The organism is Candidatus Skiveiella danica, from assembly GCF_022705245.1.
Classification (GTDB): Bacteria; Pseudomonadota; Gammaproteobacteria; order Burkholderiales; family Burkholderiaceae_C; genus Skiveiella; species Skiveiella danica.
The window spans coordinates 47,478-71,381 of sequence record NZ_JAKJEW010000001.1; the positions used below are offsets into that span (position 1 = coordinate 47,478).

At 64.0% G+C, this 23,904-nt stretch carries 31 protein-coding genes; 17 read left to right on the plus strand and 14 right to left on the minus strand.

What is annotated here, in order from left to right:
- Window positions 1-87: 87 nt before the first annotated feature.
- Complete coding sequence (locus tag ACMUOY_RS00220; protein ID WP_413889861.1) at window positions 88-792, plus strand: mobilization protein; 705 nt, start codon at window positions 88-90, stop codon at window positions 790-792.
- A gap of 3 nt (window positions 793-795) precedes the next feature.
- On the opposite strand, the gene ACMUOY_RS00225 is transcribed toward ACMUOY_RS00220, so the two are convergent.
- Together ACMUOY_RS00225 and ACMUOY_RS00230 are read right to left on the minus strand one after the other, a co-directional pair.
- Window positions 796-1,308, minus strand: a complete 513-nt coding sequence (locus ACMUOY_RS00225) for a disulfide bond formation protein B (protein WP_413889863.1) — start codon at window positions 1,306-1,308, stop codon at window positions 796-798.
- Between the two features lie 226 nt (window positions 1,309-1,534).
- Window positions 1,535-2,308: a ferredoxin--NADP reductase gene (locus ACMUOY_RS00230; RefSeq protein WP_413889865.1), complete on the minus strand. Its 774-nt coding sequence runs from the start codon at window positions 2,306-2,308 to the stop codon at window positions 1,535-1,537.
- 261 nt (window positions 2,309-2,569) lie between these two features.
- On the opposite strand from ACMUOY_RS00230, the gene ACMUOY_RS00235 reads away from it, so the two are divergent.
- Window positions 2,570-2,842, plus strand: coding sequence for an oxidative damage protection protein (locus ACMUOY_RS00235; RefSeq protein ID WP_413889867.1), 273 nt, complete (start codon window positions 2,570-2,572; stop codon window positions 2,840-2,842).
- Window positions 2,843-2,877: 35 nt separating this feature from the next.
- Window positions 2,878-4,812 carry an FAD-dependent 5-carboxymethylaminomethyl-2-thiouridine(34) oxidoreductase MnmC gene (mnmC, locus tag ACMUOY_RS00240; RefSeq protein WP_413889869.1) on the plus strand — a complete coding sequence of 645 codons (1,935 nt, stop codon included), beginning with the start codon at window positions 2,878-2,880 and terminating at the stop codon, window positions 4,810-4,812.
- A gap of 136 nt (window positions 4,813-4,948) precedes the next feature.
- On the opposite strand, the gene ACMUOY_RS00245 is transcribed toward mnmC, so the two are convergent.
- The 11 genes from ACMUOY_RS00245 to ACMUOY_RS00295 all read right to left on the minus strand — a co-directional run bounded on the left by ACMUOY_RS00245 (window position 4,949) and on the right by ACMUOY_RS00295 (window position 11,052).
- Window positions 4,949-5,323, minus strand: a complete 375-nt coding sequence (locus tag ACMUOY_RS00245) for a putative quinol monooxygenase (RefSeq protein WP_413889871.1) — start codon at window positions 5,321-5,323, stop codon at window positions 4,949-4,951.
- A gap of 193 nt (window positions 5,324-5,516) precedes the next feature.
- Window positions 5,517-5,999, minus strand: a complete 483-nt coding sequence (locus ACMUOY_RS00250; RefSeq protein WP_413889873.1) for a cupin domain-containing protein — start codon at window positions 5,997-5,999, stop codon at window positions 5,517-5,519.
- Between the two features lie 75 nt (window positions 6,000-6,074).
- The gene (locus ACMUOY_RS00255) at window positions 6,075-6,563 is read right to left on the minus strand and encodes a hypothetical protein (RefSeq protein ID WP_413889875.1); all 489 of its coding nucleotides are present in this window, start codon (window positions 6,561-6,563) and stop codon (window positions 6,075-6,077) included.
- Window positions 6,564-6,705: 142 nt separating this feature from the next.
- Window positions 6,706-7,242 carry a GNAT family N-acetyltransferase gene (locus tag ACMUOY_RS00260; protein ID WP_413889877.1) on the minus strand — a complete coding sequence of 179 codons (537 nt, stop codon included), beginning with the start codon at window positions 7,240-7,242 and terminating at the stop codon, window positions 6,706-6,708.
- A gap of 114 nt (window positions 7,243-7,356) precedes the next feature.
- Complete coding sequence (locus ACMUOY_RS00265) at window positions 7,357-7,656, minus strand: addiction module antidote protein (RefSeq protein WP_413889879.1); 300 nt, start codon at window positions 7,654-7,656, stop codon at window positions 7,357-7,359.
- Window positions 7,656-7,955: a type II toxin-antitoxin system RelE/ParE family toxin gene (locus ACMUOY_RS00270; protein WP_413889881.1), complete on the minus strand. Its 300-nt coding sequence runs from the start codon at window positions 7,953-7,955 to the stop codon at window positions 7,656-7,658. The genes ACMUOY_RS00265 and ACMUOY_RS00270 overlap by 1 nt, the downstream gene beginning before the upstream one ends.
- Before the next feature lie 121 nt (window positions 7,956-8,076).
- A complete protein-coding gene (locus ACMUOY_RS00275; RefSeq protein ID WP_413889883.1) occupies window positions 8,077-8,736 on the minus strand; it encodes a uracil-DNA glycosylase in 660 nt (219 codons plus the stop codon).
- Window positions 8,737-8,832: 96 nt separating this feature from the next.
- Window positions 8,833-9,345 (minus strand): hypothetical protein, encoded by a 513-nt coding sequence (locus ACMUOY_RS00280; RefSeq protein WP_413889885.1) that lies wholly within the window; start codon window positions 9,343-9,345, stop codon window positions 8,833-8,835.
- A 162-nt stretch (window positions 9,346-9,507) separates the two neighbouring features.
- Entirely contained in the window at window positions 9,508-9,942 is a 435-nt protein-coding gene (locus ACMUOY_RS00285) for a cupin domain-containing protein (protein WP_413889887.1), read from the minus strand.
- A 249-nt stretch (window positions 9,943-10,191) separates the two neighbouring features.
- On the minus strand, window positions 10,192-10,410 hold the full coding sequence (locus ACMUOY_RS00290; protein ID WP_413889889.1) for a DUF6500 family protein: 219 nt from the start codon (window positions 10,408-10,410) through the stop codon (window positions 10,192-10,194).
- 237 nt (window positions 10,411-10,647) lie between these two features.
- Entirely contained in the window at window positions 10,648-11,052 is a 405-nt protein-coding gene (locus ACMUOY_RS00295) for a hypothetical protein (RefSeq protein WP_413889891.1), read from the minus strand.
- 104 nt (window positions 11,053-11,156) lie between these two features.
- Here ACMUOY_RS00295 and ACMUOY_RS00300 point away from each other — a divergent pair, with 104 nt between their 5' ends.
- The 13 genes from ACMUOY_RS00300 to ACMUOY_RS00360 all read left to right on the plus strand — a co-directional run bounded on the left by ACMUOY_RS00300 (window position 11,157) and on the right by ACMUOY_RS00360 (window position 21,099).
- Window positions 11,157-11,936, plus strand: coding sequence for a DNA-methyltransferase (locus tag ACMUOY_RS00300; protein WP_413889893.1), 780 nt, complete (start codon window positions 11,157-11,159; stop codon window positions 11,934-11,936).
- 67 nt (window positions 11,937-12,003) lie between these two features.
- Window positions 12,004-12,300, plus strand: a complete 297-nt coding sequence (locus tag ACMUOY_RS00305; RefSeq protein WP_413889895.1) for a hypothetical protein — start codon at window positions 12,004-12,006, stop codon at window positions 12,298-12,300.
- Window positions 12,297-12,773 carry a DNA-directed RNA polymerase subunit alpha C-terminal domain-containing protein gene (locus tag ACMUOY_RS00310; RefSeq protein ID WP_413889897.1) on the plus strand — a complete coding sequence of 159 codons (477 nt, stop codon included), beginning with the start codon at window positions 12,297-12,299 and terminating at the stop codon, window positions 12,771-12,773. Before ACMUOY_RS00305 ends, ACMUOY_RS00310 begins: the two co-directional genes overlap by 4 nt.
- On the plus strand, window positions 12,770-12,976 hold the full coding sequence (locus ACMUOY_RS00315) for a hypothetical protein (RefSeq protein ID WP_413889899.1): 207 nt from the start codon (window positions 12,770-12,772) through the stop codon (window positions 12,974-12,976). The genes ACMUOY_RS00310 and ACMUOY_RS00315 overlap by 4 nt, the downstream gene beginning before the upstream one ends.
- 159 nt (window positions 12,977-13,135) lie before the next feature.
- Complete coding sequence (locus ACMUOY_RS00320; protein ID WP_413889901.1) at window positions 13,136-14,140, plus strand: integron integrase; 1,005 nt, start codon at window positions 13,136-13,138, stop codon at window positions 14,138-14,140.
- Between the two features lie 209 nt (window positions 14,141-14,349).
- Window positions 14,350-15,267, plus strand: a complete 918-nt coding sequence (locus ACMUOY_RS00325; protein ID WP_413889903.1) for a crotonase/enoyl-CoA hydratase family protein — start codon at window positions 14,350-14,352, stop codon at window positions 15,265-15,267.
- 43 nt (window positions 15,268-15,310) lie between these two features.
- Window positions 15,311-15,589: a type II toxin-antitoxin system Phd/YefM family antitoxin gene (locus tag ACMUOY_RS00330; RefSeq protein WP_413889905.1), complete on the plus strand. Its 279-nt coding sequence runs from the start codon at window positions 15,311-15,313 to the stop codon at window positions 15,587-15,589.
- Window positions 15,576-15,992, plus strand: a complete 417-nt coding sequence (locus ACMUOY_RS00335; protein ID WP_413889907.1) for a putative toxin-antitoxin system toxin component, PIN family — start codon at window positions 15,576-15,578, stop codon at window positions 15,990-15,992. Before ACMUOY_RS00330 ends, ACMUOY_RS00335 begins: the two co-directional genes overlap by 14 nt.
- Window positions 15,993-16,126: 134 nt before the next feature.
- On the plus strand, window positions 16,127-17,491 hold the full coding sequence (locus ACMUOY_RS00340; protein ID WP_413889909.1) for a serine hydrolase domain-containing protein: 1,365 nt from the start codon (window positions 16,127-16,129) through the stop codon (window positions 17,489-17,491).
- Window positions 17,492-17,654: 163 nt separating this feature from the next.
- Complete coding sequence (locus tag ACMUOY_RS00345) at window positions 17,655-19,385, plus strand: ExeA family protein (protein WP_413889911.1); 1,731 nt, start codon at window positions 17,655-17,657, stop codon at window positions 19,383-19,385.
- A gap of 4 nt (window positions 19,386-19,389) precedes the next feature.
- Window positions 19,390-20,184, plus strand: coding sequence for a general secretion pathway protein GspB (locus tag ACMUOY_RS00350; protein ID WP_413889913.1), 795 nt, complete (start codon window positions 19,390-19,392; stop codon window positions 20,182-20,184).
- A 13-nt stretch (window positions 20,185-20,197) separates the two neighbouring features.
- A complete protein-coding gene (locus ACMUOY_RS00355; RefSeq protein WP_413889915.1) occupies window positions 20,198-20,470 on the plus strand; it encodes a DUF2164 domain-containing protein in 273 nt (90 codons plus the stop codon).
- Window positions 20,467-21,099: an ABC transporter ATP-binding protein gene (locus tag ACMUOY_RS00360; protein WP_413889916.1), complete on the plus strand. Its 633-nt coding sequence runs from the start codon at window positions 20,467-20,469 to the stop codon at window positions 21,097-21,099. Before ACMUOY_RS00355 ends, ACMUOY_RS00360 begins: the two co-directional genes overlap by 4 nt.
- Before the next feature lie 21 nt (window positions 21,100-21,120).
- On the opposite strand, the gene galE is transcribed toward ACMUOY_RS00360, so the two are convergent.
- Entirely contained in the window at window positions 21,121-22,149 is a 1,029-nt protein-coding gene (gene galE / locus ACMUOY_RS00365; RefSeq protein ID WP_413889918.1) for an NAD-dependent epimerase/dehydratase family protein, read from the minus strand.
- Between the two features lie 176 nt (window positions 22,150-22,325).
- Here galE and ACMUOY_RS00370 point away from each other — a divergent pair, with 176 nt between their 5' ends.
- The gene (locus ACMUOY_RS00370; protein WP_413889920.1) at window positions 22,326-23,816 is read left to right on the plus strand and encodes a mannose-1-phosphate guanylyltransferase/mannose-6-phosphate isomerase; all 1,491 of its coding nucleotides are present in this window, start codon (window positions 22,326-22,328) and stop codon (window positions 23,814-23,816) included.
- The last annotated feature ends 88 nt before the right edge of the window (window positions 23,817-23,904 follow it).

The following is a 23,904-nucleotide window of genomic DNA, read 5'->3' on the forward strand; positions in this document are numbered from 1 at the left end:
GCTGCGCCCATGGCGCACGCGATCCGCGCTGCCTCGGTGGCTGCGGGTCACCCCTCCCCCAACGCGGGTCATCCGCAGGACAACAACATGAGTTCCCTCAATTTCATCGGCGGCGAAAAAGGCGGCGTCGGCAAGTCGGTCGCGGCACGGGTGCTGGCCCAGTATTTTCTGGACAAGGGCCTGCCCTTCACAGGCTTCGACACCGATCGCTCGCACACCTCGTTCACCCGCTTCTATGCCGACTACGCCGCACCCGTGGTCGTGGACAGCTACGAAGGGCTGGATCTGGTGGTCGGCGCGTTTGAGGAAACACTGCCCGACGGGCAGCAATCGAGCGTGATCGTCGATCTGGCGGCACAGACGGCTGCACCCCTGGCGCGCTGGGTCAAGGACTCCGACCTGATCGCCGTGCTGTCCGAGATGGGCGTCACCGTCAATTTCTGGCACCTGGCCGATGCGGGGAAGGATTCGGTCGACCTGCTGCAGCGCCTGATCGACACCTATGGCGCCGGGCCCAATTACCTGGTGGTGAAGAATCTGGGGCGCGGTTCGGACTTCTCGCAGCTCGACGACTCCGAAGCCCTGAAGAATGCCCTGGCGCTCGGCGCCCGCGTCGTTTCACTGGGCCAGTTGCACGAAGCCAGCATGCGCAAGATCGACCGCCAGAACGCAAGCTTCTGGGCGGCCATCAACAACCGCAACGGAGCCGACACGCTGGGCCTTCTGGAACGTCAGCGGGTGAAGACCTGGCTCAGGAACACCTACGAGATGCTCGACACCCTGCCGCTTTGAGCGTCAGCGCGCGGCGCGCACGTTGCGCCCGATCATCAACAGCGACAGGAACAGGATGCTGGCGAACACCACGAACGACCAGTTGGCGAGCGTGCCGCCAAGGAAGGTCCAGTCGATCTTGCTGCAATCGCCCGTGCCCTTGAAGATCATTGGCAGCGCGCGCTGCAGCGGGAAGGTTTCGATCATTCCGTAGAAATCACGGCCGCAGTTCACCACCTCGGGGGGATACCACTGCAGCCAGCTCTGGCGCGCCGCAGTGAAGGCCCCGAATCCGGCCACCAGGATCAGCACACCGGCACCACCCAGGTGCACCGGCCGTCTGCTGCTGAGCGCCGACAGACCCGCAGCAATGGCCACCAGCAGCAGCGCATAGCGTTGCACGATGCACATCGGACAGGGGTTCAGCCCCACCACATGCTGCAGATACAGGCCAAAGGCCAGCATGGCGAAACAAGCCGCACAAAGCATGGCGTACAAACGCCGGGGATACCGCTCAAACCAGGTCAGAAAATTCATCAGGCTTCCACAAAGACGCACTTCGCTTCGGTTACCAGCGCCAGCCTGGCACCTTCGCGCAGAACAAGAATCCGGATTGTTGCGCAGGAATCTGCGCCTCGACGCATCCGGCGTTCTTGTACGGAGTCAGGTCTGCGCGATTAAGTTCCGGGCGGGGGAACGATCGAATGACCCAGACGCCCCACCCGCGACAGGCCCGCGGACAGGCGAGCAGGTGCGCAGCAAGTCAATTCGAAACAAACGCCCGTTCAATCACGAAGTCACCCGGCACGCTGGTGCTGCCTTCTTCGAAATCCCGGTGCTCGCAGAGATGCTTGAGGTCGCGAAGCATCTCGGGACTGCCGCAGATCATCACCCGGTCATCCAGCGAGTTGAGGTCTGGCAGGCCCAGATCCTTTGCGAGCCGGCCGCTGTTGATCAGGTCGGGGATGCGGCCCTGATGCACAAAGGGCTCGCGCGTCACGGTCGGGTAATAGAGCAGCTGCTTCTGCACCATCTCGCCCAGGAACTCGTGCTGCGGCAGTTCCTTGGTGATGTAGTCGTGGTAGGCCAGCTCGTTCACCTGGCGCACGCCGTGGACCAGCACGACTTTCTCGTAGCGCTCGTAGGTTTCCGGGTCGCGGATGATGCTCATGAACGGCGCCAGACCGGTGCCCGTACCGAACAGATACAGGTGCCGGGCCGGCAGCAGGTAGTCCAGCAGCAACGTGCCGGTGGGCTTCTTGCCCACGATGATCGAATCGCCGGGTTTGATGTGCTGCAGCCGCGAGGTCAGCGGACCGTTCTGCACCTTGATGCTGAGGAACTCCAGCGTTTCTTCGTAATTGGCGCTGGCGATGCTGTAGGCACGCAACAAGGGCTTGCCATCGACGCGCAGCCCGATCATTGTGAAGTGGCCGTTGGAAAAACGAAGCGCGGGATCGCGCGTGGTGGTGAAGCTGAAAAGGCGGTCAGTCCAGTGATGGACGGTCAGGACTCGTTCTTCGTGAAAAGCGCTCATGCTGGAAATGCCGCAGTTGTCACTGGCTGTGCTCCACGAGCGCAACCGGCGCGGTTGATTAGGGAAAGCCCGGATTCTAGAGCCTGAGGCTTGTTCCAACTTGACATCCGTCAATGGCTGGTGCGCGCGGTCAAACCCCTGTGCGCGGTTGCCGGGCAAAGATTGCTACAGTCTTGCCCATCCGGTGCGTGCCGGCGCCATAGAAATGCATGGTGCCGGAGGTATCCATTCTTCACTCGTTACTCGTTCAAAGGTTTGCACATGGCACGCATGGTCAACTGCATCAAGCTCGGCACCGAAGCCGAAGGACTCGACTTTCCGCCCTACCCCGGCGAGCTCGGCAAGCGCATCTGGGAAAGCGTCAGCAAACAGGCCTGGGCCGACTGGCTCAAGCACCAGACCATGCTGGTCAATGAAAACCGCCTGAACCTGGCCGACGCCCGCGCCCGCCAGTACCTGGCCCGCCAGATGGAAAACCACTTCTTCGGCTCCGGCGCCGACGCCGCGCAGGGCTACGTGCCCCCGACCGCCTGACATCACGATTTCGGGTGCTGAAGCGCCCGGCCTGAATGACCGCATTCGCCAGTCCGGTGCAATGGCTGCCCGACGGCATCCCGCACAACCCGCGTTTCAACGACCGCTATCGCGGCGACGGCGATGACGGGCGGGGCGGCATCCTGCAGGCGCGCCATGTCTTCCTCGGCGGCTGCGACCTGCCCGGCGCCTGGCGTGACGCGCCCCGCTGGACCCTTCTGGAAACCGGCTTCGGCCTGGGCCTGAACTTCCTGGCCACCTGGCAGGCCTGGCGAGCCGATCCCCTGGCGCCGCAGTTGCTGCACTACGTGGCCATCGAAGCCTGGCCGCCGACGGCCGACGACCTGCAACGCGGCGCGGCCCCCTACCCCGAACTCGCGCCCCTGGCGCACGAACTGGCAGCGCGCTGGACCGGCCTGCTGCCCGGCTTTCACCGCCTGGCCTTCGAAGGCGGCCGGGTGCAGCTGACGCTGTGCATCGGCGAGGTGCGCGCCATGCTGCGCGAGCTGCGTTTCGAGGCCGATTCGGTCTATCTGGACGGCTTCACCCCGGCCCTGAACCCTGACATGTGGGACCCCCACACGCTGAAAGCTGTCAGCCACCTGTGCCGGCGCGGCACCCGCGTCGCCACCTGGACCATCGCGCGCAGCGTACGCGATGGCCTGGCGCAACACGGCTTCATCGTTGAAAAAGCCGCGGGCCTGCCGCCCAAGCGCGACTGCCTGCGCGCCACGTGGGACCCGCCCTGGACCCCGCGCCGCCCCGAGCCCGCCCCGGTGGCGCCCTGGGCAGGAGGCGACCGGCGCGCCCTCGTCATCGGCGCCGGCCTGGCAGGAGCCTCGGCGGCGTACAGCCTGGCGCAGCGCGGCTGGCAGGTGACCGTGTTGGACCGCGCCGGCGCACCGGCTGCGGGCGCCTCTGGCCTGCCGGCCGGCGTGGTGGCGCCCCATGTCTCGCCCGACGACCGCCTGCTCTCGCAGCTCAGCCGCAGCGGCGTGATGGCCACGCTGGCCCGCGCCGCCAACTTGTTGCCCGAGGGTGTGGGCTGGGCCGCCAGCGGTGTGCTGGAGCGGCGCCTGAAAGACAGCCGCGAACTGCCCTCCGACTGGGCGGACCCCGCTTCACCAGGTCACGCCTGGAGCCGTGCTGCCGATGTGGTGCAACGCAACGCCGCCGCCCTGAGCGACGACAGCCCTGCCCACTGGCACGCCCGCGCCGGCTGGGTGCGCGCCCCCGCGCTGGTGGCTGCCATGCTGGCGGCGCCCGGCATCACCTGGCAGGGAAACGCCGCGGTGGCCGCGTTGCGGCTGGATCGCCCTCAAGCGGAGGGCGCCGTTGACGATGGCGAAGGATGGACCGCCCTGGCCGCCGACGGCACGGTGCTGGCCCGGGCGCCCGTGGTCGTCGTGGCGGCAGGCTTCGACAGCCTCGGCCTGCTGGCCAGCACCGACGCGCCCGCGCTGCCGCTCAACCCGCTGCGCGGCCAGCTGCTCTATGGCCCCATGCCCGATGCGCCGCACCCGCTGCCCCCCTTCCCGGTCAACGGGCTGGGCAATTTCATCACCGGGGTGCCGGTGGACGGCACGCCGAGTTGGGTGCTGGGCTCCTCCTTCGAGCGTGGCTGCCGAGAGCCGGTGCTGCGCGAGGCCGACACGGCCGAGGTGGCCGGCAAGCTCGCCGTGCTGCTGCCCGAAAGCGCCCGGGCCCTGGCGCCACAGATTGCCAGCGGCGCCGCCCGCGCCTGGGCCGCCGTGCGCTGCACCGTGCCCGACCGCCTGCCGGTGGTGGGCGCGCTGGATGCCACCGCCCTGCCGGGCCTGTTCGTCAGCACCGGCATGGGCGCGCGCGGCATGACCCTGGCCGTGCTGTGCGGCGAGCTGCTGGCGGCGCAGCTGGAAGGCGAGCCGCTGCCCGTGCCGCTGCGGCAGGCGCGCGCACTGGTGCCTCAACGGCTGCTGCGGCCGTCCTGAGAACTCCTGAAACGATAGCTATCAATGACCACTTTACGCTGGGAAAGAACGAAAATAGCTCGAAAATGAGCCACAAAAGGCCTTGGCGATCGGTGGTCCGCCCGGGATGGCGCCGCAAGGCCGTTTGAGCGGGGGCTCAGGCCTCGCTGGCGCGCCGGATGCCCGGCTCCAGGGCGAAAAACTGCGGGCTGAGTGAAGCCATCGGCGCGCGGAGTTTCTCGATCTCGGACGCCGGCGCATGCACTTCCAGCCGCACGATCTTGGCGATCTGGAGCGCCTGCCCGAGCAACTCGCCGACATTCTGAAGGTGCGCGAGCACGGCCTCGGCATTGGCGTAGCCCTCACGGCAGTGTGCCGTGGTGCCATTGAATGAAAACGCGTAGTGCATGCAACCCGGCTCCGTGCGGGTGCGCTCCACGAACTGGGGACCGAGCGCCTTGAACGCCGCGAGTTGGCCTTCCGGCACTTCGAAATAGGGCACCAGCGTGCAACAGGTATCAGGCTTGAACATGTTTTTGTCTCCAGCATTTTTGTCCGGGCAAACTCGCCCGAGGGCCATTCTGCGCGCAATGGCCGAATGCTGGAAGCTTATCGCGCGGCCGGCGTGGGTTACTCCTAAAGGAATAGCGTCAAATGACCGTTTTACGCGGGGATGGGGCAATTTTCATCGAAAATCCGGCCGCATGCGCCGACTGGATCCCGCCTCACCGATAAGGCGTTCCGTCCTTGTGCACAAACGTCCACGCGCCATCCACCAGCACGGCCACGAGGTCGTCATCGGGATAGCTGCCTTCGTCGCCTGGCGTCCGGTCGCCGACTTCGAGGTACACGACGTCCTCGGTGGTTTCGTTGATCAGGCGGTGGGCGTTGCCCGTGCCGGCCTTGAACCCCGCGCACTGGCCGGGCGAGAGCTGGTGCCGCCCTTCATCAGTGTGCAGCGTGGGCCGGCCTTGCAGGATGTAGATGAACTCGTCCTGGCGCGTGTGGGCGTGGCGAAGGGCCGACACCGCCTGGGGCGCCAGGCGCGTGAGGTTGACGCCGAAGTTCGTCAGCCCGAAGACTTCACCCAGCTGGCGCTTCTCCCGGCCCGCCATGCGCGACGCGAAGGGCTCGGGGTAGACCGATGGCTTGCTGCGCGGTGGCACGTCGGCAGCGATGACGGCGACTGGATTCGGTTTTTTCGACATGCGGGTTTGCGAGTTCGATTGAAGCGGTAGCGTTGAAATGCATCGGGCGGCGGATCCATCCGATGGCATGGCACTTCAGATGCGCCGGGTTTCGGGCGTCTGGGCCGCAATGGTGGCCGAACCATCCAGGAACTTCTGAAAACCGATGCTGAAGGCGTTCTTTCGGTCCTTCCACACGCGCTGCATGCCGGGGCGTCGAAAGGCCCACAGCAGGTTCTCGCGGTGGCCGATCCAGAAGTCGTCATCGACCAGACCCGATTGCCATTGAAAGTAGACGTTCTCGTAACGCCGCAGAAAGCTGAGCATCACGTAGCTGTATTGCGTGAACTCGTCTTCGGTTAGGTCGTCGGGGGTGTTCCACCCGATGCGAACGATCCGCGACAACTCGGCATTGGACCCGATCAGCGCGGCCATTTCGGCCAGCGCCGCAGTGGCCAGGTAGTAGGTCTGCGAGCGTGTTGCCTTGGCTCCCGCCTTCACCTGCAGCGCGAGATACACCACGCTCAGCGCGACGAAGAGCGTTCCGAATACGCCGGCAACCGCCGAAACAGCACCCCAGTCCATCAACACACTCCTTGTTCGGGCAACGTTGGAAGCCAGCCGACCGCAAACAAGCGCAGTGTAGAGACAATCGGCCGCACGCGCCGCCTACACCGTGGGTTCGATTCGATTTCGCTGCGGGTCCGGAACCGCGCTCCCGCGCTACTTACCACAAAGCCGGGTTGCGGAATGGTTCAACACACTGCGGGCGCTCCCGCCGGGGCTGGATGGGCTGGCCGTTCAGCGACTGGCCGAGCCACCCATGCGGCATCGACAAGGCCACCGGCGAGCGAATCACGCCCTCTGAAAGCGGCGCAAATCCAAATCGGCCGTAGTACGCCGGATCGCCATACGTGATCGCGACTGTAGCGCCCTGGCCCGCCAACACCTCCAGCCCGAACCGGATGAGCGCCTGCCCGAGGCCGGCTCCCTGGTGCGCGGTGGCCACCGCCACCGGCGCGAGCATGTAAACCCGGGCGTCGTCGGCGAAGCGAAGTCGTGTGAAGAAGATGGCGCCGATAAGCGCCTCGCCCTGCGTGGCGCCGAAGGCCATCACATCGAGGTCGTCGATGGCGGCGCCCAACTGGTCGGCCAGGTCTCCGATCAGCAAGCCCTCGCCCTCTCCTTCGGACGCGCCGAACGTCGAACGGAAGAGGCTCGCGAGCGCCTTCTGGTTGTCCCTGCCGATTTTTTCAAACTTCATCCGGGTTCCTCGCGGTGGTCACCGCCAAGGGTGAAATGCCAGATCGTTGTGAAGCCCAACGTTTGACATGTGCGGCTTGCCGAAGGCAAGTCCGCTGGATGGAATGGATGGGCGTCACGCGGGATGGGCTGAGAACCGAACACCTAGCGCACGTGCGACCTTGAGAATGGTGTCGAGGCGGGGTTTGGCCCCTGGAGCAAGGGCTTTGTAGAGACTCTCACGGCCGAGCCCAGCATCTTTGGCCACCTGAGCCATGCCTTTGGCTCGCGCGACGTCGCCAAGCGCCAGCAACAGAAGGTCTGTGTCTCCGGTTTCAAGAACCGCCGTCATGTACTCGGCGATCGCATCTTCATCTGTGAGGTATCGAGCCGCATCAAACGGAAGAAGCTTTGCCTTGGTTTTGGACGTAGTCATCATTCAAGCTCCAACTGTTGCAAGATCTTTTGGGCTCGCTTGATATCTCTTGCCTGGGTTGACTTATCACCGCCAGCGAGCATGACGATGAGGATATTCTGGCGTTTTGTGAAGTACAGGCGATAGCCTGGCCCGAATGCGATGCGCATTTCGGACACCTCACCGCCAACGGGTTTCCAGTCGCCAAGGCTTCCCGTCTCGGCCAGGCGCAGCCTTGCGACGATGCGCAACTGCGCCTTAACGTCCTTCAGGCCATCAAGCCAGTCCTGGAACTCTTGCGTCTGCCGTACCGTGAACATGGCCACATAGTATCCATTTGGATACGTCTGTCAAGTGCAGACACCGGGACTTTGTGACGCCCAACGTTTGAGATGTGAGGCAAACACCGGCTTGCCGGTGTCTATCCTCTCGATCGAAGGGTTAGAGATCACGCAGCCCGAGCTCGGAGATTGACTGTGCCAAGAGGGCCTTTGACTCTCGATCGTGATCTGGATACTGCGAACGTGCTCCGTTTGCACTTCCTGCGGGATGAATCATTGGCAGCACAAACGTAGAGCGCCACCGAAAGCGCTGCCCAACCATGTGAGGCACTTTCACGCTGCTTGGGCGAGCAATGCCGATCACACGCGAGCAAAAGCCCGGTTCGGCGGCTTCCTGCATAGACAGAAATGCCTTCCATGAAAGACCACCTAGGCAAACGAGCAGCTTGGGTTTGACGAGTTCAAGTTGTCGCTCCAGAAACGGCAGGCAGTTCTTGACTTCGCCTGCGCTCGGCATGCGGTCTGTTGACGCGCCCGGACGACGACCTGGGAAGCACTTTGTGACTGATGTTTGATAGACGGTGCGCTCAAAGTTTGAAAGACCTGATGCAGCGAACTGCGCTTTGATGGACTTGCCGGCGTCGCCTTGAAAGGGAGCCCTTTTGTCGTATTCGGTCTTTCCAGGAGCTTGACCCAACAAAAAGATGGGATAGCCAACTCCACCACTAAAGATTGGTCGTGGCTCGACGCCGTACTTGCATAGAGTGCTTTCGCACCTGCGGCAGATCTGAATGCTTTCTTCCAACGTTGAAAGAGTCACTGTGGTTTTCCTGATCTCTAACGTGAAGATGACCGGACCACAACCGTTTGCGGCGAAGCCGCCTCCTGCAGGTTTGGGTCCGTGTCGATTGACATGTTATGCCGCGGCCAAGTATGGCTGGAAGAGTGTCTTGAGTTCACGATTCTCCTTACCGAACCAGTCTATGAGGCCTTCCACATTTTCTTCGGCCGTCGCGTAGTCTCGATCATGCGGGTTGTTTTGCCCGCCCGCAATCCGGTCAATCAGCCGCTGGAGCTTCCACGCACCGTTTACGAAGGCCTTCGCTTTCTCTTCAACATCCGGCATGTCAAGGTGACCCTGTTGCTCGATCTCCCACTTGAATGTGTCAATGCGCTCCGTGAGCTCCCGACTTCGGGTCACTTCACCCATGTGATACAGAGTCCAGTAAGTCGAGCAGTACTTCGAGAAATGATGCATGGACTGGAATACCTGCAAGCGCAACGGGCGACGGCTTTCGCGAACTGCAATGGCGTTGGCACGATCTGCAGCCGCTCTTTGCCCGCGCGCGTAAATCGCAGAGAGCACAGAAATCAGCAATGCGATGGTCGCAATGACGTCGGAGACCTTGATGTCTGGATCAAGCGGCATAACGTTCGAGCTAAGCTGGCACCGACGGCATGGCGCGCTGGACAGCAAGCGCAAAATGGGCCGAAGGCCCAGCGCTTGATGGCCGGCGCGCCATGCCGTTGGGGCTCAGCTTGAGCGAGGGGTTAGGCATCACTTGGCATACGCGCGAATGGAGACATTGAACTACACAACCACATGAATGCCGTACTTCTCTACAAATCGGGCCCGATCCGCTTCTGATGGCAGATGGTCAAGGCTCAGGAGGTCTCGCAGAAATCCTTCCGATGGACCTCCTGGCGCATTGATCACTAGCAAGTGGCTGTCGGAGAGGGCTTGGAACCTGCGATGTACGTTAGGCCCAGCGATGACGAGATCTCCTGGCTTGGCAACGACAACTTCTTTGTCAATGCCGAACTCGACCTCTCCAGTGATGACGTAGAAGATCTCGTCGTCTTCTTCATGGAAATGCCAAGGCGCACCGTTCCCTTGCTTCAAGTAGCTATCAAAAATTGAAACCCGGCCATCTGTGTCTGAACCGGTTGCTAGAAATGTTGTTAAGTCGCCAGTTGACTGAGAATGTTTTTCAGCCTTCTCGCCGCATACAAATTTGTACCGCATTGACTAGATCCTCGGTAAGTGAGTGGAGTTGGTTGTGATGCCTAACGCCGAGTTCAGCGGCAGTTTTTAAGTTGTGGTTTTATGGAATACTTTTGCGCAGCAAAACCATAAAACCGCGACTTAAAAACTGTCCAGCACCGAAGGTGCGATGCTGGAACGACTTGTTAGTGCAGGAATTCACTGCATACTAACCTTAAACAAAGAATAATTAATATTGATAATTTTTAGGTTTAAGAAAATTAAAATATTCTAATAGCTACTTTCTACGATTTGTTTGATTTTTACAGCTTTTTCAAAATGGTCTAACTTATGCGTCTCTATCCACCATTTTGCAGCCTCCATAAGCAACTCTGGATTGTCATTTTTATTTGCGAAAAAAGCATAAAAAGACACCCCAACAGAGTTACCTTTTGATGATATTTTTTTGTTACAAACCTCAATAATTTTGTTTTTTAGCTCGGCTCTCATTTTTCACCATTAAATAGTAAAATTCTTTATATTCTAAAGCTTTACGAATTGCACAAGCCTAAACGGCACTTGTGCACTAACGCCTTGCTAACCGGCGGATGTGACTTTGCAAATGTGTGGTAAGGTTTTGCGAAGCAAAACCACACATTTGCAAAGGCGCAGCCGTCCAGCGAACGCAGTGAGCGAGGTTGAGCAACTTGTTAGGCGAAATGCTCACACTCATTTATATCTTATTTCTCAATGTATCTGGTCAATTGAATCTTTAGTTTCGCGTAAGGTTTTAATCTTTATATCAGACATAGAGGAGTTTCTTGTCTCAAACCAGTTATTTAGTTGAGATACTTCATTCCGTGTCAATTTTTTATAAGAAGTTATCATCAAATTTCTCTTCTCTGGTACTTGCCACCAGGCAACGATAGAATTTTGCCAGTCAGAAATGTTGTCATCAGTAGCATCAGGAAATCGAGAAGGAACTTTCAAAAGTTCGATCATAGAATCTTGAGAGCCTTCGATGATGCGATTATGGACCAGTGACATTTCAGATGGCCGACCTTCAAAAAAATCTTCAGCCCCACCTTTGCACCCGACTAAAAACAGTAATGCACATAATGAATAGGTGATTATGGTTAAGTATTTAGCCATCAAGATCTCTCATCATAATCTTCGCCTAACGCAGAAGTCAGCGGCGCCGGAACGGCGTCCGCTGGACTGCCGGGTTATACGGCTGGCGGTAATACGGAGTGACCATGCTTGAACTAGACAAGATTCACTGTGGCGATAACTGCGACCTACTTGGGCAACTGCCGAGGGAGTGCATTGATTTGGTGGTGACAAGCCCGCCATACGATGACCTGCGCACCTACGGCGGACACTCTTGGGACTTCTACGGAGTGGCGTGGCAACTGAAGCGCGTGCTGAAGCCGGGAGGCGTGATTGTGTGGGTGGTTGCCGATGCTACGAAGGACGGCAGCGAGACCGGCACAAGCATGGAGCAGGCGCTGCACTTCAAGCGGTTGGGACTGAACCTGCACGACACGATGATTTACCAGAAGCTGAATTACCTCCCGCAAAACGCGGCGACACGCTATGACCAGTGCTACGAATTTGTTTTTGTCTTTTCGGCTGGCACGCCGAAGACCGGCAACATGCTGCGCGACCGAAAGAACGCCAAGGCAGGGCAAACACTCCTGACCGGAGGCAGAAAGAATGCGGATGGCGTTCTGCACGATAAGCGCGTGCTGACGTGCGCGGAAGCGGGAATGCGCAGCAATGTGTGGCCCATTGCGGTAGGAGGAGAGGCAAGCGACCACCCGGCACCAATGCCTGAATCTCTGGCGCGTGACGTGGTGGCGACGTGGAGCAATGCGGGTGATTTGATTTGCGATCCATTCAGCGGCAGCGGCACCACAGCAAAGGCAGCGAAGGAGTTGGGGCGTAGGTTCTTGGGCTTTGAGATCAACCCGGAATACTGCGCGATTGCAGAGCGGCGGATAGCACAGCAGGTGCTGGAACTTGAAGCCGTATAACGCCTGAATTAAGCCGCGCCTTGGCGTCGGCTTGAATGAAATGTTGGGCCGCTGGCCCGGAGGAACCATGAAAAATCTACATGTGGCAAAGAGCCCGATCACGAACAGGATTTTCTGCGGAAGCGTGTTGAAGGACGGGATGACGTGGGCAAGCAATAAGACTGACGTTACCGGCGAAGCCTGTGCTGCTGTTGCGCAGCATGTGCTTGAACGAGGGGAGCCAGTCGTAGTTACAGCGAACGGTGAGCCTGAGTACGAAATCACGGTGCGAAGCCTGCGGCCCAACGCAAAAGTCAGCGGCGCCGGCACGGCGTCCGCTGGACTGCCGGGTTATGCCGCTGGTGGAAACGGAGAACGGGAATGACAGACTACAAGAGCATGTTTGAGCAGGCATTACGGACGCTGGCCGCGATTGATGATGCGCTTGGCATAGGCGATGACGGATGCGGAGACCCTGACCAGACGCTTACCGCGATTGAGGAACTGAAGGCTATCCAAAAAATGGAACCCCCACAACTACGCAAGATTCACCCGCTAGATTTTCCGATTGAGGTTTTTCTCGCTGACCTGACAACACGACCGGCAAACATCATCCGTGCGGAACTGGCGGGGTTCGCCTCATACGCCGGAACTGGAACATTCGACATTGAGCCCCCATTTACCGTGCGCCACTTGTGCATGTTCAGCCGCAGCGAAATGCGGAAATGGCCGAACTTCGGGCGCAAGTGCCTAAACGAAGTGGAGGAAACGCTGCGGGCCAGAGGGTTGCAGTTGTGGGAAAACCACGACGAAAGATCGCTCCGCCTGCTGCGTGAGCATAAGGAGTATTTCAAATGACGACAGTAACCCGAGAAATGATTGGCGCTGCCCATGACGTGACACTGGCGAAAGGCGACTTCGTTCTTTCCGCCGCGCTGCTGGAGCGCATCTATCTGGCGATGGAGCAGGCAGCGCCACCGCCACAAACGCCGTTTGACACCTGCCCAACGTGTGAGGCGCTGGCCCGCACGGTGATGATGGATCAGACGGGTGCGGCATAACGTAATGTAGTTCGTCGGATAAACCGGCCAGCCCAGGATATCCGACGGGATAAGCACAACGACCCACCCGGATGCGACTTGCACCACAGGCCGGCAATCCGCTTGACAACAGGCTTTCGCGGCGAAATACTGTATACATTCACAGTTTTCGGTGACATCATGAACCCTGTCATCTATGTTCCCCAATCGAAGCGCCTGCTGGAGCAGTTGTGCGAGGTATTGCGCTACAAGCACTATAGCTTCAAGACCGAGCAGGCCTACTGCTATTGGGTCCGGTTTTTCGTCCGTTGGTGCGGGCGCGTCGGGCCAATGCGGCATCCGCGCGACATGGGAGCGGCGGAGGTGACGCAGTTCCTGACCATGCTCGCCAATGAGCGCCGGGTGTCGGTGTCCACGCACAACCAGGCGCTCAGCGCCTTGCTCTTCTTGTACCGGGATGTGCTCGGCATCGATCTGCCCTGGCTTGCCGAGGTGCAGCGCCCGACCCGGCCCAGGCGCATTCCATCGGTCTTGACGAAGGCCGAGGTGGCGGCCCTCTTGGGCACCATGGAGGGCGAGACGGCTTTGCTGGGCAAGCTCCTGTATGGCACGGGCATGCGCTTGATGGAGGGCTTGCGCCTGCGCGTCAAGGATGTGGATTTTGACCGCCAGGTGCTGGTGGTGCGTCAGGCCAAGGGCGGGAAGGACCGAGTGGTGATGCTGCCGAAGTCCCTGCAAGAAGCCCTCAAGGCGCAGATGGCGCGCGCGCGTGCCGTCTGGTCGCATGATCGCGTGGTGGGAACTGCAGGTGTGGAGGTGCCCGACGCGCTGGCGGTCAAATACCCCGATCTGGGCTGTCGGTGGGGCTGGTTCTGGGTGTTTCCTTCGCCCAGGTTGTCGGTTGATCCCCGCTCTGAGGTCGAGCGCCGGCATCATTTGTACGAGGAGCGTTTGCAGCGTGCCATCAAGTTGGCCAGCGCCGCGGCGCGAATTGCCAAACCGGTCTCGGTGCACACTCTGCGCCATTCCTTCGCCACGCATCTGCTGCAGGCGGGCACCGACATTCGCACGGTGCAGGAACTGCTGGGCCATTCAGACGTGTCCACCACCATGATCTACACCCACGTGCTGAAGGTAGCGGCGGGCGGCACGGCCAGCCCGCTGGATGCATTGATGGCGGCTTGATGGCCTATCTTCAGCCAAGCGAAAGCCCAGACGAGCATCAAAAACAATAGCTGCTCGTGGCCATTTGACGCTGGGAAGGCCCTGTTTTCATCGGAGTTTTCGGTTTGGAAACGCTCCCGGACGCCTTTCAGACGGCTATGTGCCCTCCCGGCGACAGCGCCCAACCTCCTCCCGTCCTAGACTCCGCCCAAACCACCGAGGAGCCCCCCATGCCCACCTTTTCCACCCTCCAAATCGCCCCCGACCCCGCCAACCCCCGCATCGCCCGCCTGCTGCTGAACCGTCCCGAGCGGCTCAACGCGATCAACGACGCCACGCCGCGCGAGATTCGCTCCGCCGTGGAATGGGCCAATGCCGAGCCGGGCATCCATGTCATCGTGGTCGAGGGCGCGGGCAAGGGCTTTTGCGGCGGCTACGACCTCACCCAGTTTGGCGAGGGCGAGATCGACCACCCCTGCCAGCAGGAGCGCGCCCCGTGGGACCCGATGGTCGATTACGCCTTCATGAAGCGCAACACCGAAGACTTCATGACGCTGTGGAAGAGCGCCAAGCCCACCATTGCCAAGGTGCACGGCGCGGCGGTGGCCGGTGGCAGCGACATTGCCCTGTGTTGCGACCTGCTGGTGATGGCCGAGGACGCGCGCATCGGCTACATGCCCACGCGCGTCTGGGGCTGCCCCACCACCGCGATGTGGACCTATCGCCTGGGCCCCACGCGCGCCAAGCAGCTGATGTTCACCGGCGACGTGATCGACGGCCGCACCGCCGCCGCCTGGGGCCTGGCCAACGAGGCGGTGCCGGCCGACCAGCTGGAGGCCACCGTGATGAAGCTGGCCACCCGCATCGCCGCCGTGCCGGCCAGCCACCTGGCCATGCACAAGCTGGTGGTCAACCAGGTGATGCTGACCATGGGGCTGGAGCAGTCGCAGCAGATGGCCACGGTGTTCGACGGCATCACGCGCCACAACCCCGAGGGCGTGTGGTTTCGCCGCTATGCGCAGGAAAACGGCTTCAAGGCGGCGGTGCAGTGGCGCGACGGCGGCCAGCCGATCCCCGAGGGCGACGAGGCCCGCGCGCTGATCCGCGAGATGGAGGCGCGCAAAGGCACGGGGGGACAAACCCCTTGAATCGCCCTAAAATACGTGGAATAGCCATTTCAGAGGTTTTCTAATGTTGTCTGTCACCTCCGTGGAAGCCCAGAGCCGTTTTGGCGAGTTGATCGACCGCTCGCAGCGCGAACCCATCGCCGTCACGCGCCGGGGGCGCACGGTGGCTTACGTCGTGTCCGGGCACGACATGGAGGAGCTGTCCAACGTCAAGCAACGGCGGCAAGAGGCCGCCCTTTGGTACGCGCAATACCGTGCGCAAGCACTGCCGGCGGACATGGCCCAGGCCGCCGCCGTCTTGACCGACGACGACATCACCCAATTGGTCAATGAGCTTCGATAGACGGGTCGTGGTCGATACGGGGGTCTTGATCAGCGCCGCGATCCGCCCGCAGTCGATTCCCGCGCTGGCCCTGGAAAAGGCCTTGCTGCTGTTCGAAGTGTGCGCGTCCCGCTCGACGCTGGCGGAGCTGCAGCGTGTGCTGATGGCCGAGCGCTTCGAGCGCTACCGCCACCTGGCCAGCCGGGAGCAATTCCTGGAAGGTTTTGTGCAGCGGGCCCGCCGCTTCGAGGTGAGCCTCACGGTCACCGACTGCCGCGATCCGGGCGACAACCAGTTTCTGGAACTGGCTGAAACCGCCGAGGCGGAACTGATCGTCTCCAGCGATGCCGATCTGCAGGTTCTGCACCCCTGGCGCGGCATCCCGATCCTGCCGCCATCGGCGTTTCTTCTGGGCGTTCGCTGATCGCGGCCAGGCGGGGCGGCGCGCTCCCACCCGGCCTGTCCCCAAGGCGTCAAACGCATGGTTTGCGAGCATGGCGCCTGCCGGCACGTGCGGCCTACGATGACCGGGCAAACTACAACATCCGGAGACGCCCCATGAAGAAGACCACACACGCCCGCCGGGCCTTGTCCTGCATGACCACGGCCTTGATCACCGGCCTGGCGGCCACCGGCGCACTGGCCCAGACGCCCGCCCCCGCGCCGACCTTTGCCACGCCGCCGGCCCCGCCCACCGCCGAGAGCACCGACCCGGTCAAGCTGGGCTGGATGGTGGGCTCGCCGCCGCCGCCGGACCGCATCATCCGCTGGGCCGACGGCTCGTTCTACACCTTCCCCAAGTTCCGCTGGTCCTTCTCCAACTTCCGCCAGCTCGGCCCGACGACCAATGTCTCGCGCGGCCTGGGCGCGCCGGTGCCGCTGCCGCGCGCCGAGCGCGACGACCTCGACGCGGTGACCTTCACCCCCCTGGGCAAGACCGACCCCATGACCTGGGGCCAGGCCTTCAACGCCAACTTCACCGATGGCGTGGTGGTGCTGCACAAGGGCCGCGTGGTGTACGAGCGCTACGGCGGCGCGCTGCGGGTGGACGGCCAGCACATCGCGCAATCGGTCACCAAATCCTTCTTCGGCCTGATCGGGCAGATCCTGGTGGCCGAGGGCAAGCTCGACGAAAACGCAAAGGTGGCGCAGTACGTGCCCGAGCTGAAAGACAGCGCCTTCGGTGACGCCACCATCCGCCAGGTGCTGGACATGCGCACCGGCCTCAAGTACAGCGAGAACTACGCCGACCCCAAGGCCGAGATCTGGGACCACGTGCGCGCCGGCGGCGTGCTGCCGCGCCCCCCGGGCTACGCGGGGCCGCAGAGCTTCTACGACTTCCTGAAGACCGTGCAGAAGGAAGGCGAACATGGCGGCCCCTTCGCCTACAAGACGGTGAACAGCGACACCATCGGCTGGGTGATCCGCCGCGTGACGGGCAAGTCGGCCGGCGAGAACCTGTCGGACCGGGTCTGGCGCAAGCTGGGCATGGAGCAGGACGCCTACATCGCGGTGGACAGCGTGGGCACCGAGTTCGCGGGCGGCGGCCTGAACACCGGCCTGCGCGACCTGGCGCGCTTCGGCGAGATGATGCGCAACGACGGCCAGTTCGCCGGCCAGCAGATCATCCCCAAGGCGGTGGTGGACGACATCCGCAAAGGCGGCGACAAGGCGGCCTTCCCCGCCAGCTACACCACCCTGCCCGGCTGGAGCTACCGCAACATGTGGTGGGTGTCGCACAACGAGCATGGCGCCTATGCCGCACGGGGCATCCACGGCCAGACGGTCTACGTCGACCCGAAGGCGGAGATGGTGATTGCGCGTTATGCGTCGTTCCCGCAGGCGGCGAATGCCTTCAACGACCCGACGTCGCTGCCCGCCTACCATGCCATCGCCAAACACCTGATGGCGAACCCACGCTGAACGCTCCTGTTTATGTAGCATCTACTGACCATTCGACGCTGGGATCAGGCCATTTTTGTCATATTTTTGCTAAAAAAGGCCCTCCAGGGCTGCCGGACGGCTCCTCGGACGCCGCAGGAGCTGTCCCGGAGGTGGCCCGGGCGATGGCGCTATGCTCGCGCCCATGTACGCGCACCACTTCGGCCTGACGCAGGACCCTTTCTCCATCGCGCCTGACCCGCGGTACCTCTTCATGAGCGAGCGCCACCGCGAGGCGCTGGCGCACCTGTTGTACGGCGTGGCGGCCCCCGGCAGCGCGATGGGCGGCGCGGGCGGCGGCTTCGTCCTGCTGACCGGCGACATCGGCACCGGCAAGACCACGGTGTGCCGCTGCTTCCTGGAGCAGATCCCCGAAGGCTGCCATGTGGCCTACATCTTCAACCCCAAGCTGACGGTGACGGAGCTGCTGCAGTCGGTCTGCGAGGAGTTCCACATCCCCGTGCCGCCGGCCGACGGCGGCGTGGTCACGGTCAAGAACTACATCGACGCGCTGAACGCCTTCCTGCTGCAGTGCCACGCGGCCGGCCAGAGCAGCGTGCTCATCATCGACGAGGCACAGAACCTCAGCGCCGACGTGCTGGAGCAGCTGCGCCTGCTGACCAACCTGGAAACCAGCGAGCGCAAACTGCTGCAGATCGTGCTGATCGGCCAGCCCGAGTTGCGCGGCATGCTGGCGCGCCCGGAGCTGGAGCAGCTGGCGCAGCGCGTGATTGCACGTTTTCATCTGGACGCGCTGAGCGATCCCGAGTCCATCCAGTACATCGAGCACCGGCTGGCCGTGGCCGGGCACACCGGGCCGCTGCCCTTCGATGCGGCCGCGCTCAAGCGCATCCACCGCCTGTCGCGCGGCGTGCCGCGGCGCATCAACCTGCTGGCCGGCCGCGCGCTGCTGGGCGCCTGGGCCACCGGGCAACACCAGGTGAACCTCGCCGTGGTAGACAAGGCCGCGGCCGAGGTGTTCGGGCCGGACGTGGTGGCCGCACCGGCGGCCCGTGCGCGGCCCAAGCCGTGGCTGGCCGTGTCACTGGGGCTGCTGGCCGGCGCCGGGCTGACTGGCCTGCTGGTGTGGGGGGTGCGCGCCCCGGCCACGGGCCCGGCCACACCCCTGCCCGCCTCGGCCGCCAGCGCCGCGCCGCCGATGGCGCGGCCTGCCAGCACCGCGCCCACCGTGGCACCGGTGGCATCGGCGTCCAGTGCCGCGTCGGCCGCCTTGCCGGCGATGGCGGCCTCATCGCCCGTCAGCGCAGGCAGCGAATGGCTGGCTGCCCTGCCCCGCGACATCCAGACCGCCTGGCGCCAGCTGGCCTCGGCCTGGCAGCTGCCCGCCACGGCCGGCGATCCCTGCCAGGCGGCGGCCGCCCAGCAGCTGCTGTGCTACCGCGCGGTGAACCTGAGCCTGCCGCTGATCCGCCAGCTGGGCCGCCCCGGCATCCTGACGCTGCAGCGCGGCGACGAGCCGCCGGTCCATGCGGTGCTGAGCGGCCTGAACGAGCAGACGGCCACTTTCCAGGTGGACGGCCAGGCGCGCACCGTGCCCCTGCTGGCACTGGGCACGCTGTGGCGCGGCGATTTCGCCACCTTCTGGCGCCCGCCACCCGGCTACACCGGCGAGCTGGCCGACCGCGCCGGTGGCCCGACGGTGGACTGGATCGCCCGGCGCCTGTCGCGCATCGACGGCGCGCCGCTGCCCCCGGCTTCGGGCGTGGTTCTGGACCTGGCGCTGAAGGCGCGGCTCCAGGCCTTCCAGCGCGCCCACGGCCTGCGCGCCGACGGGCGCCCCGGCCCGCTGACCCTGATGCAGCTCAGCCACGCCACCGGCGGGGACGAACCCCGCCTGGCCACCGAATCCCGATAAGCCCATGTCCTACATCCTCGATGCCCTCAAGCGCGCCGATGCCGAGCGCGGCCGCGGCCAGGTGCCCGGCCTGAATGCGCAACCGCTGGGCGCCAGCCCGGAGCCGTCCGGGTCACGCCGGCCCCGTTCAGCCGGCCCTTGGCTGGCCTTGTTGGCGGTGGGCGTGCTGGCCGCGGCGGCTGCCGGGTTCTGGTTCTGGCGGGCACCCGCCCCGGTGGCGGCTCCGCCTGCGCCCGTGATCGCGGTCGCCCCAACCGCGCCGGTCACGGCCCCCCCTGTGATCAGCGTGCCGCCGGAAGCGGCCCCCGTGGCCTCGCCGGAGGTGCCCCCCGCGCCCGCGCCGCGGCCCGCTGTTGCACCACCCCCTGCGGCATCGGCGGTCGCGCGCCCGCCCGTGGCCCGCGCGGCCTCCGCACCCGCCGTGGCCGTGTCTGCCGCCCAAGCGGCGTCCGCTGCCCCCTCGGCCGAGGCCGCCGCGCCTGCGCAGCCGGCCCCCGCTGCCGCACCCCAAGCCCGTGCGGCGGCGAGCAAGGCGCGTGGGGCTGCCAGCGCCGCTGCAGAAGCCCTGCCCACGGCGCCGATGCTGGCGGAGGTGCCCGAATCCGCCCGGCGCGGCCTGCCAACGCTGAACGTGACCGGCGCGGTGTACTCGGAAAACCCCGCCCAGCGGCTGCTGCTGGTCAACGGCCTGGTGTTGCCGCAGGGCGCGACGGCCGCGCCCGAGGTGGTGATCGAAGAAATCCGTGCCCGCAGCGCCACCTTCAACTTCCGCGGCACCCGCTTCCGCGTCGGCTTCTGAGGAGCGCCCACCCATGGCGATTGAACTCAGCAAACAAGCCCGCGCTGACGCCATCGTGTCCATCGAGCGCTGGTTCCGCGAAGAGCGCGACGAGAAGATCGGCAACATCGCCGCGGGCGCGCTGCTCGGCTTCTTTCTGGAGGAGCTGGGCCCGGTGGTCTTCAACCAGGCCGTGGCGCAGGTGCAGGAACGGCTGCAGATGCGCATCATGGAGCTCGACATCGAGATCCATGAGGACGAGTTCCAATACTGGCGCCGGCGCGAGCGCGCCGCCCGTGGCCGGTGAGCACCCCGGTCGAGCCCGTTCTGCGGGCCGAGGGCCTGTCCGCCGCGTTTGGCCCGCGTGAGCTGTTCAGCGGCCTCTCGCTGCAACTGCCGCCGGGCGTGACGTTGGTGCGCGGCGGCGATGGCCGCGGCAAGACCACCTTGCTGGAGCTGCTGGCCGGGCTCACACCGGCCCGCACCGGCACCCTGCACATCGGAAGCCTGGATCTGGCCACGCACGCCGACGCCTACCGCGCCCAGGTCTTCCTCACGCGGCCGGCCACCGCGGCGCTCGACCAGACCACACCGGCCGACTGGTTCGATGCCATGGGACAGCGCTATGAAGGGTTCAACGTCGCGGCGATCGACGAACTGGCCGAGGGCCTGGGCCTGGGCCCGCATCTGGCCAAGCCCGGCACCATGCTGTCGGCCGGCACGAAGCGCAAGGTCTGGCTGGCTGGCGCCTTTGCCAGTGGTGCGGCCGTGACCCTGCTGGACGAGCCCTTTGCCGCGCTGGACAAGGCGTCGATCGGCTTCGTGCTGGAGCTGCTGGACGACGCGGCCGCCGGTTCGGCGCGCGCCTGGGTGGTGGCCGACTACGAAGCGCCACGCGGCGTGCCGCTGGCGGCCGAGGTGGACCTGGGCGACTGAGCCAAGTCCCGACGCCAGGGCTCAGCCGGCTTCGGCTGACTGCGTCTGGAAACGCCAGGTGTCCTCGCACATCTGCAGCAGGCTGCAACGTGCCTCCCAGCCCAGGATGCGCCGCGCCTCGTCGGCATTGGCCCAGAACGCGGGCAGATCCCCCGCGCGCCGGGGCGCAAAGCGGTGGGCAATCGTGCGACCGCTGGCCTGCTCGAAGGCCCGGACCATCTCCAGCACACTGTGGCCCTGGCCCGAGCCCAGGTTCAGCGTCAGGCAGCCGGGGGTCTTCTCCAGGTGCTGCAAGGCGCTGACGTGGCCAGCCGCCAGATCGGTGACGTGGATGTAGTCGCGCACGCCGGTGCCGTCAGGGGTGTCGTAGTCGTTGCCCCAGACATTCAGAAACTCCCGCCGTCCGGTGGCGACCTGCGCGATGAAGGGCATCAGATTGTTCGGAATGCCGCGAGGGTCTTCCCCGATCAGGCCGCTGGCGTCCGCCCCCACCGGGTTGAAGTAGCGCAGGATGCCCACGCGCCAGTCGGCATCGGACTGGTGCAGGTCGCGCAGCATGTCTTCGACCATCAGCTTGGTGCGGCCATAGGGGTTGACCGGCGCCAGCGGATGCGCCTCGGTGTAGGGCAGAAACTGCGGTGTGCCGTAGACGGTGGCCGAGGAGCTGAAGACGAGGGTCTTCACCCCGGCTGCCTGCATGGCCTGCATCAGGACCAGGCTGCCGGCAACGTTGTTGCTGTAGTACTCCAGCGGTTTCTCCGACGACTCGCCGACGGCCTTCAGCCCGGCAAAGTGCAGCACGCCCTGGATGGCCTGCGACTGGAACAGGCGATCGAGCAGCGCACGGTCGCGCACGTCGCCCTGCACGCCCTCCAGCGGCTGCCCGGTGATGCGCTCGATGCGCGCCAGCGCCTGCGGGCTGCTGTTGCAGAAGTTGTCGAGCACCACGAGGCGGTAGCCCGCGCGCTGGAGCGCCACACAGGTGTGGGCACCGATGTAGCCGGCGCCGCCGGTGATGAGCAGGGTGGCGGGTTCAGGGCGTGCAGACATGGAACAGTGTGGTTTGGCGCTTGGGTTGCTGATTGTCGCCCGGTGGCAGGCCCGACGGTTCGCGGCGGCGGCGCATTTCACGATGTCCTGACAATCTGCACAGGTGCCCGCGTAAACTTGCCCCAATCCCGGGACCGACCGGCCCCTGTTTGATCCCCGCCTCAGGCGACCTTTCCATGACCGACCGAAACGCCGTGAACGACCTCATCCCTGTCATCCTGTCCGGTGGCGCCGGCACCCGCCTGTGGCCGATCAGCCGCGAGTCCAGCCCGAAGCCCTTCATAAAGCTGCCCGACGGCCAGAGCCTGATCGAGAAGACCTACGAACGGGCGCTGTCGCCCTTGGGCGTCGCCGAGGTGCTGACGGTGACCAACCGTGATTACTACTTCCGCTGCAAGGACGAATACCAGCTGGCCGGAGAAGCCGCTTCGTCCGGCGTGCCGGCCGGTTTTCTGCTGGAGCCGTTGGGCCGCAACACGGCGCCCGCCATCGCGCTGGCCGCGCTGTATGTGCGCTGGCAGCACGGGCCGGACGCGGTGATGCTGGTGCTGCCCTCCGACCACCTCATCGCCGACCTGGCTGGCTTCAGCGAGAACGTGGCCCAGGCCGCGGCCCTGGCGAACGCAGGGTGGCTGGTGACCTTCGGCATCCGCCCGACCGCCCCGGAGACCGGCTTCGGCTACCTCCAGGCCGGCGAGGCCATCACAGCCGGCGACAGCACTGCCGGCCTGAAAGCCCTGCGCTTTGTGGAGAAGCCCGATCTGGCCACGGCCCGCGCCTACGTGGCGGACGGCAGCTACTACTGGAACGGTGGCATGTTCTGCTTCACCGCCGGTGCCTTCCTGGACGCGCTGGCCAAGGTGGCGCCCGAACTGTCGCAGGCTGTGAATGCGTGCTGGGACGCCTCGCGGGGGGGCTGGGACGCCGAGCGCCGCCTGATGGAACTGCCGCTGGCGGCCTTCTCGACTTTGCCCGACATCTCGGTGGACTACGCGGTGATGGAAAAAGCCGAGCGCGTGGCCATCGTGCCCGCGCGCTTCGACTGGAACGACATCGGCTCCTGGAATTCGATCGCCGAGCTGATTCCGGCCGATGCCCAGGGCAACCGCATCGAGGGCGATGCGGTGACGCACAACGTCACCAACACCTACCTTCACAGCGAAACCCGCGTGATCGGTGCCATCGGCCTGAACGACCTCATGGTGATCGATACACCCGATGCGCTGCTGGTGGCGCATCGCGACCAGGTGCAGGACATCAAGTCGCTGGTCACCCAACTCAAGGCGCGCGGTTTCGAGGCGGCCACACAACACCGCACCGCGTCGCGCCCATGGGGCACCTACACCGTGATCGAGGAAGGACAGCGCTTCAAGATCAAGCGCATCGAAGTCAAACCCGGCGCGGCACTCTCGCTGCAGATGCACCATCACCGGGCCGAGCATTGGATCGTGGTGGGAGGCACCGCCCGGGTCATCAACGGCGATCAGGAGATGCTGCTGCAGACCAACCAGTCGACCTTCATCCCCGCCGGCCACAAGCACCGGCTGGAAAACCCTGGCGTGCTGCCGCTGGTCATGATCGAGGTCCAGAGCGGCGACTACCTGGGCGAAGACGACATCGTGCGTTTCGAGGACATTTACCGGCGGGCGGTGGTCGCATCCGCCTGATTGATTGCCTGAAACCAGGCCATCCCATCGTCAGATGGTCACTGGTTGCTCCTGAAAAGGGAGCTGTTGGTGACCCTGCCCGCGCCAC

What these genes read in the sequence shown, in the direction of transcription:
- ACMUOY_RS00300 (WP_413889893.1), top strand. Translation starts at nt 11,157, where the DNA reads ATGCTTGAACTAGACAAGATTCACTGTGGCGATAACTGCGACCTACTT.
- ACMUOY_RS00340 (WP_413889909.1), top strand. Translation starts at nt 16,127, where the DNA reads ATGAAGAAGACCACACACGCCCGCCGGGCCTTGTCCTGCATGACCACG.
- ACMUOY_RS00265 (WP_413889879.1), bottom strand. Translation starts at nt 7,656, where the DNA reads ATGACTACGTCCAAAACCAAGGCAAAGCTTCTTCCGTTTGATGCGGCT.
- ACMUOY_RS00270 (WP_413889881.1), bottom strand. Translation starts at nt 7,955, where the DNA reads ATGTTCACGGTACGGCAGACGCAAGAGTTCCAGGACTGGCTTGATGGC.
- ACMUOY_RS00320 (WP_413889901.1), top strand. Translation starts at nt 13,136, where the DNA reads ATGAACCCTGTCATCTATGTTCCCCAATCGAAGCGCCTGCTGGAGCAG.
- ACMUOY_RS00310 (WP_413889897.1), top strand. Translation starts at nt 12,297, where the DNA reads ATGACAGACTACAAGAGCATGTTTGAGCAGGCATTACGGACGCTGGCC.
- ACMUOY_RS00345 (WP_413889911.1), top strand. Translation starts at nt 17,655, where the DNA reads ATGTACGCGCACCACTTCGGCCTGACGCAGGACCCTTTCTCCATCGCG.
- ACMUOY_RS00335 (WP_413889907.1), top strand. Translation starts at nt 15,576, where the DNA reads ATGAGCTTCGATAGACGGGTCGTGGTCGATACGGGGGTCTTGATCAGC.
- ACMUOY_RS00230 (WP_413889865.1), bottom strand. Translation starts at nt 2,308, where the DNA reads ATGAGCGCTTTTCACGAAGAACGAGTCCTGACCGTCCATCACTGGACT.
- ACMUOY_RS00260 (WP_413889877.1), bottom strand. Translation starts at nt 7,242, where the DNA reads ATGAAGTTTGAAAAAATCGGCAGGGACAACCAGAAGGCGCTCGCGAGC.
- mnmC (WP_413889869.1), top strand. Translation starts at nt 2,878, where the DNA reads ATGACCGCATTCGCCAGTCCGGTGCAATGGCTGCCCGACGGCATCCCG.
- ACMUOY_RS00295 (WP_413889891.1), bottom strand. Translation starts at nt 11,052, where the DNA reads ATGGCTAAATACTTAACCATAATCACCTATTCATTATGTGCATTACTG.
- ACMUOY_RS00330 (WP_413889905.1), top strand. Translation starts at nt 15,311, where the DNA reads ATGTTGTCTGTCACCTCCGTGGAAGCCCAGAGCCGTTTTGGCGAGTTG.
- ACMUOY_RS00285 (WP_413889887.1), bottom strand. Translation starts at nt 9,942, where the DNA reads ATGCGGTACAAATTTGTATGCGGCGAGAAGGCTGAAAAACATTCTCAG.
- ACMUOY_RS00225 (WP_413889863.1), bottom strand. Translation starts at nt 1,308, where the DNA reads ATGAATTTTCTGACCTGGTTTGAGCGGTATCCCCGGCGTTTGTACGCC.
- ACMUOY_RS00235 (WP_413889867.1), top strand. Translation starts at nt 2,570, where the DNA reads ATGGCACGCATGGTCAACTGCATCAAGCTCGGCACCGAAGCCGAAGGA.
- ACMUOY_RS00325 (WP_413889903.1), top strand. Translation starts at nt 14,350, where the DNA reads ATGCCCACCTTTTCCACCCTCCAAATCGCCCCCGACCCCGCCAACCCC.
- galE (WP_413889918.1), bottom strand. Translation starts at nt 22,149, where the DNA reads ATGTCTGCACGCCCTGAACCCGCCACCCTGCTCATCACCGGCGGCGCC.
- ACMUOY_RS00305 (WP_413889895.1), top strand. Translation starts at nt 12,004, where the DNA reads ATGAAAAATCTACATGTGGCAAAGAGCCCGATCACGAACAGGATTTTC.
- ACMUOY_RS00315 (WP_413889899.1), top strand. Translation starts at nt 12,770, where the DNA reads ATGACGACAGTAACCCGAGAAATGATTGGCGCTGCCCATGACGTGACA.
- ACMUOY_RS00255 (WP_413889875.1), bottom strand. Translation starts at nt 6,563, where the DNA reads ATGGACTGGGGTGCTGTTTCGGCGGTTGCCGGCGTATTCGGAACGCTC.
- ACMUOY_RS00250 (WP_413889873.1), bottom strand. Translation starts at nt 5,999, where the DNA reads ATGTCGAAAAAACCGAATCCAGTCGCCGTCATCGCTGCCGACGTGCCA.
- ACMUOY_RS00355 (WP_413889915.1), top strand. Translation starts at nt 20,198, where the DNA reads ATGGCGATTGAACTCAGCAAACAAGCCCGCGCTGACGCCATCGTGTCC.
- ACMUOY_RS00220 (WP_413889861.1), top strand. Translation starts at nt 88, where the DNA reads ATGAGTTCCCTCAATTTCATCGGCGGCGAAAAAGGCGGCGTCGGCAAG.
- ACMUOY_RS00280 (WP_413889885.1), bottom strand. Translation starts at nt 9,345, where the DNA reads ATGCCGCTTGATCCAGACATCAAGGTCTCCGACGTCATTGCGACCATC.
- ACMUOY_RS00350 (WP_413889913.1), top strand. Translation starts at nt 19,390, where the DNA reads ATGTCCTACATCCTCGATGCCCTCAAGCGCGCCGATGCCGAGCGCGGC.
- ACMUOY_RS00290 (WP_413889889.1), bottom strand. Translation starts at nt 10,410, where the DNA reads ATGAGAGCCGAGCTAAAAAACAAAATTATTGAGGTTTGTAACAAAAAA.
- ACMUOY_RS00245 (WP_413889871.1), bottom strand. Translation starts at nt 5,323, where the DNA reads ATGTTCAAGCCTGATACCTGTTGCACGCTGGTGCCCTATTTCGAAGTG.
- ACMUOY_RS00370 (WP_413889920.1), top strand. Translation starts at nt 22,326, where the DNA reads ATGACCGACCGAAACGCCGTGAACGACCTCATCCCTGTCATCCTGTCC.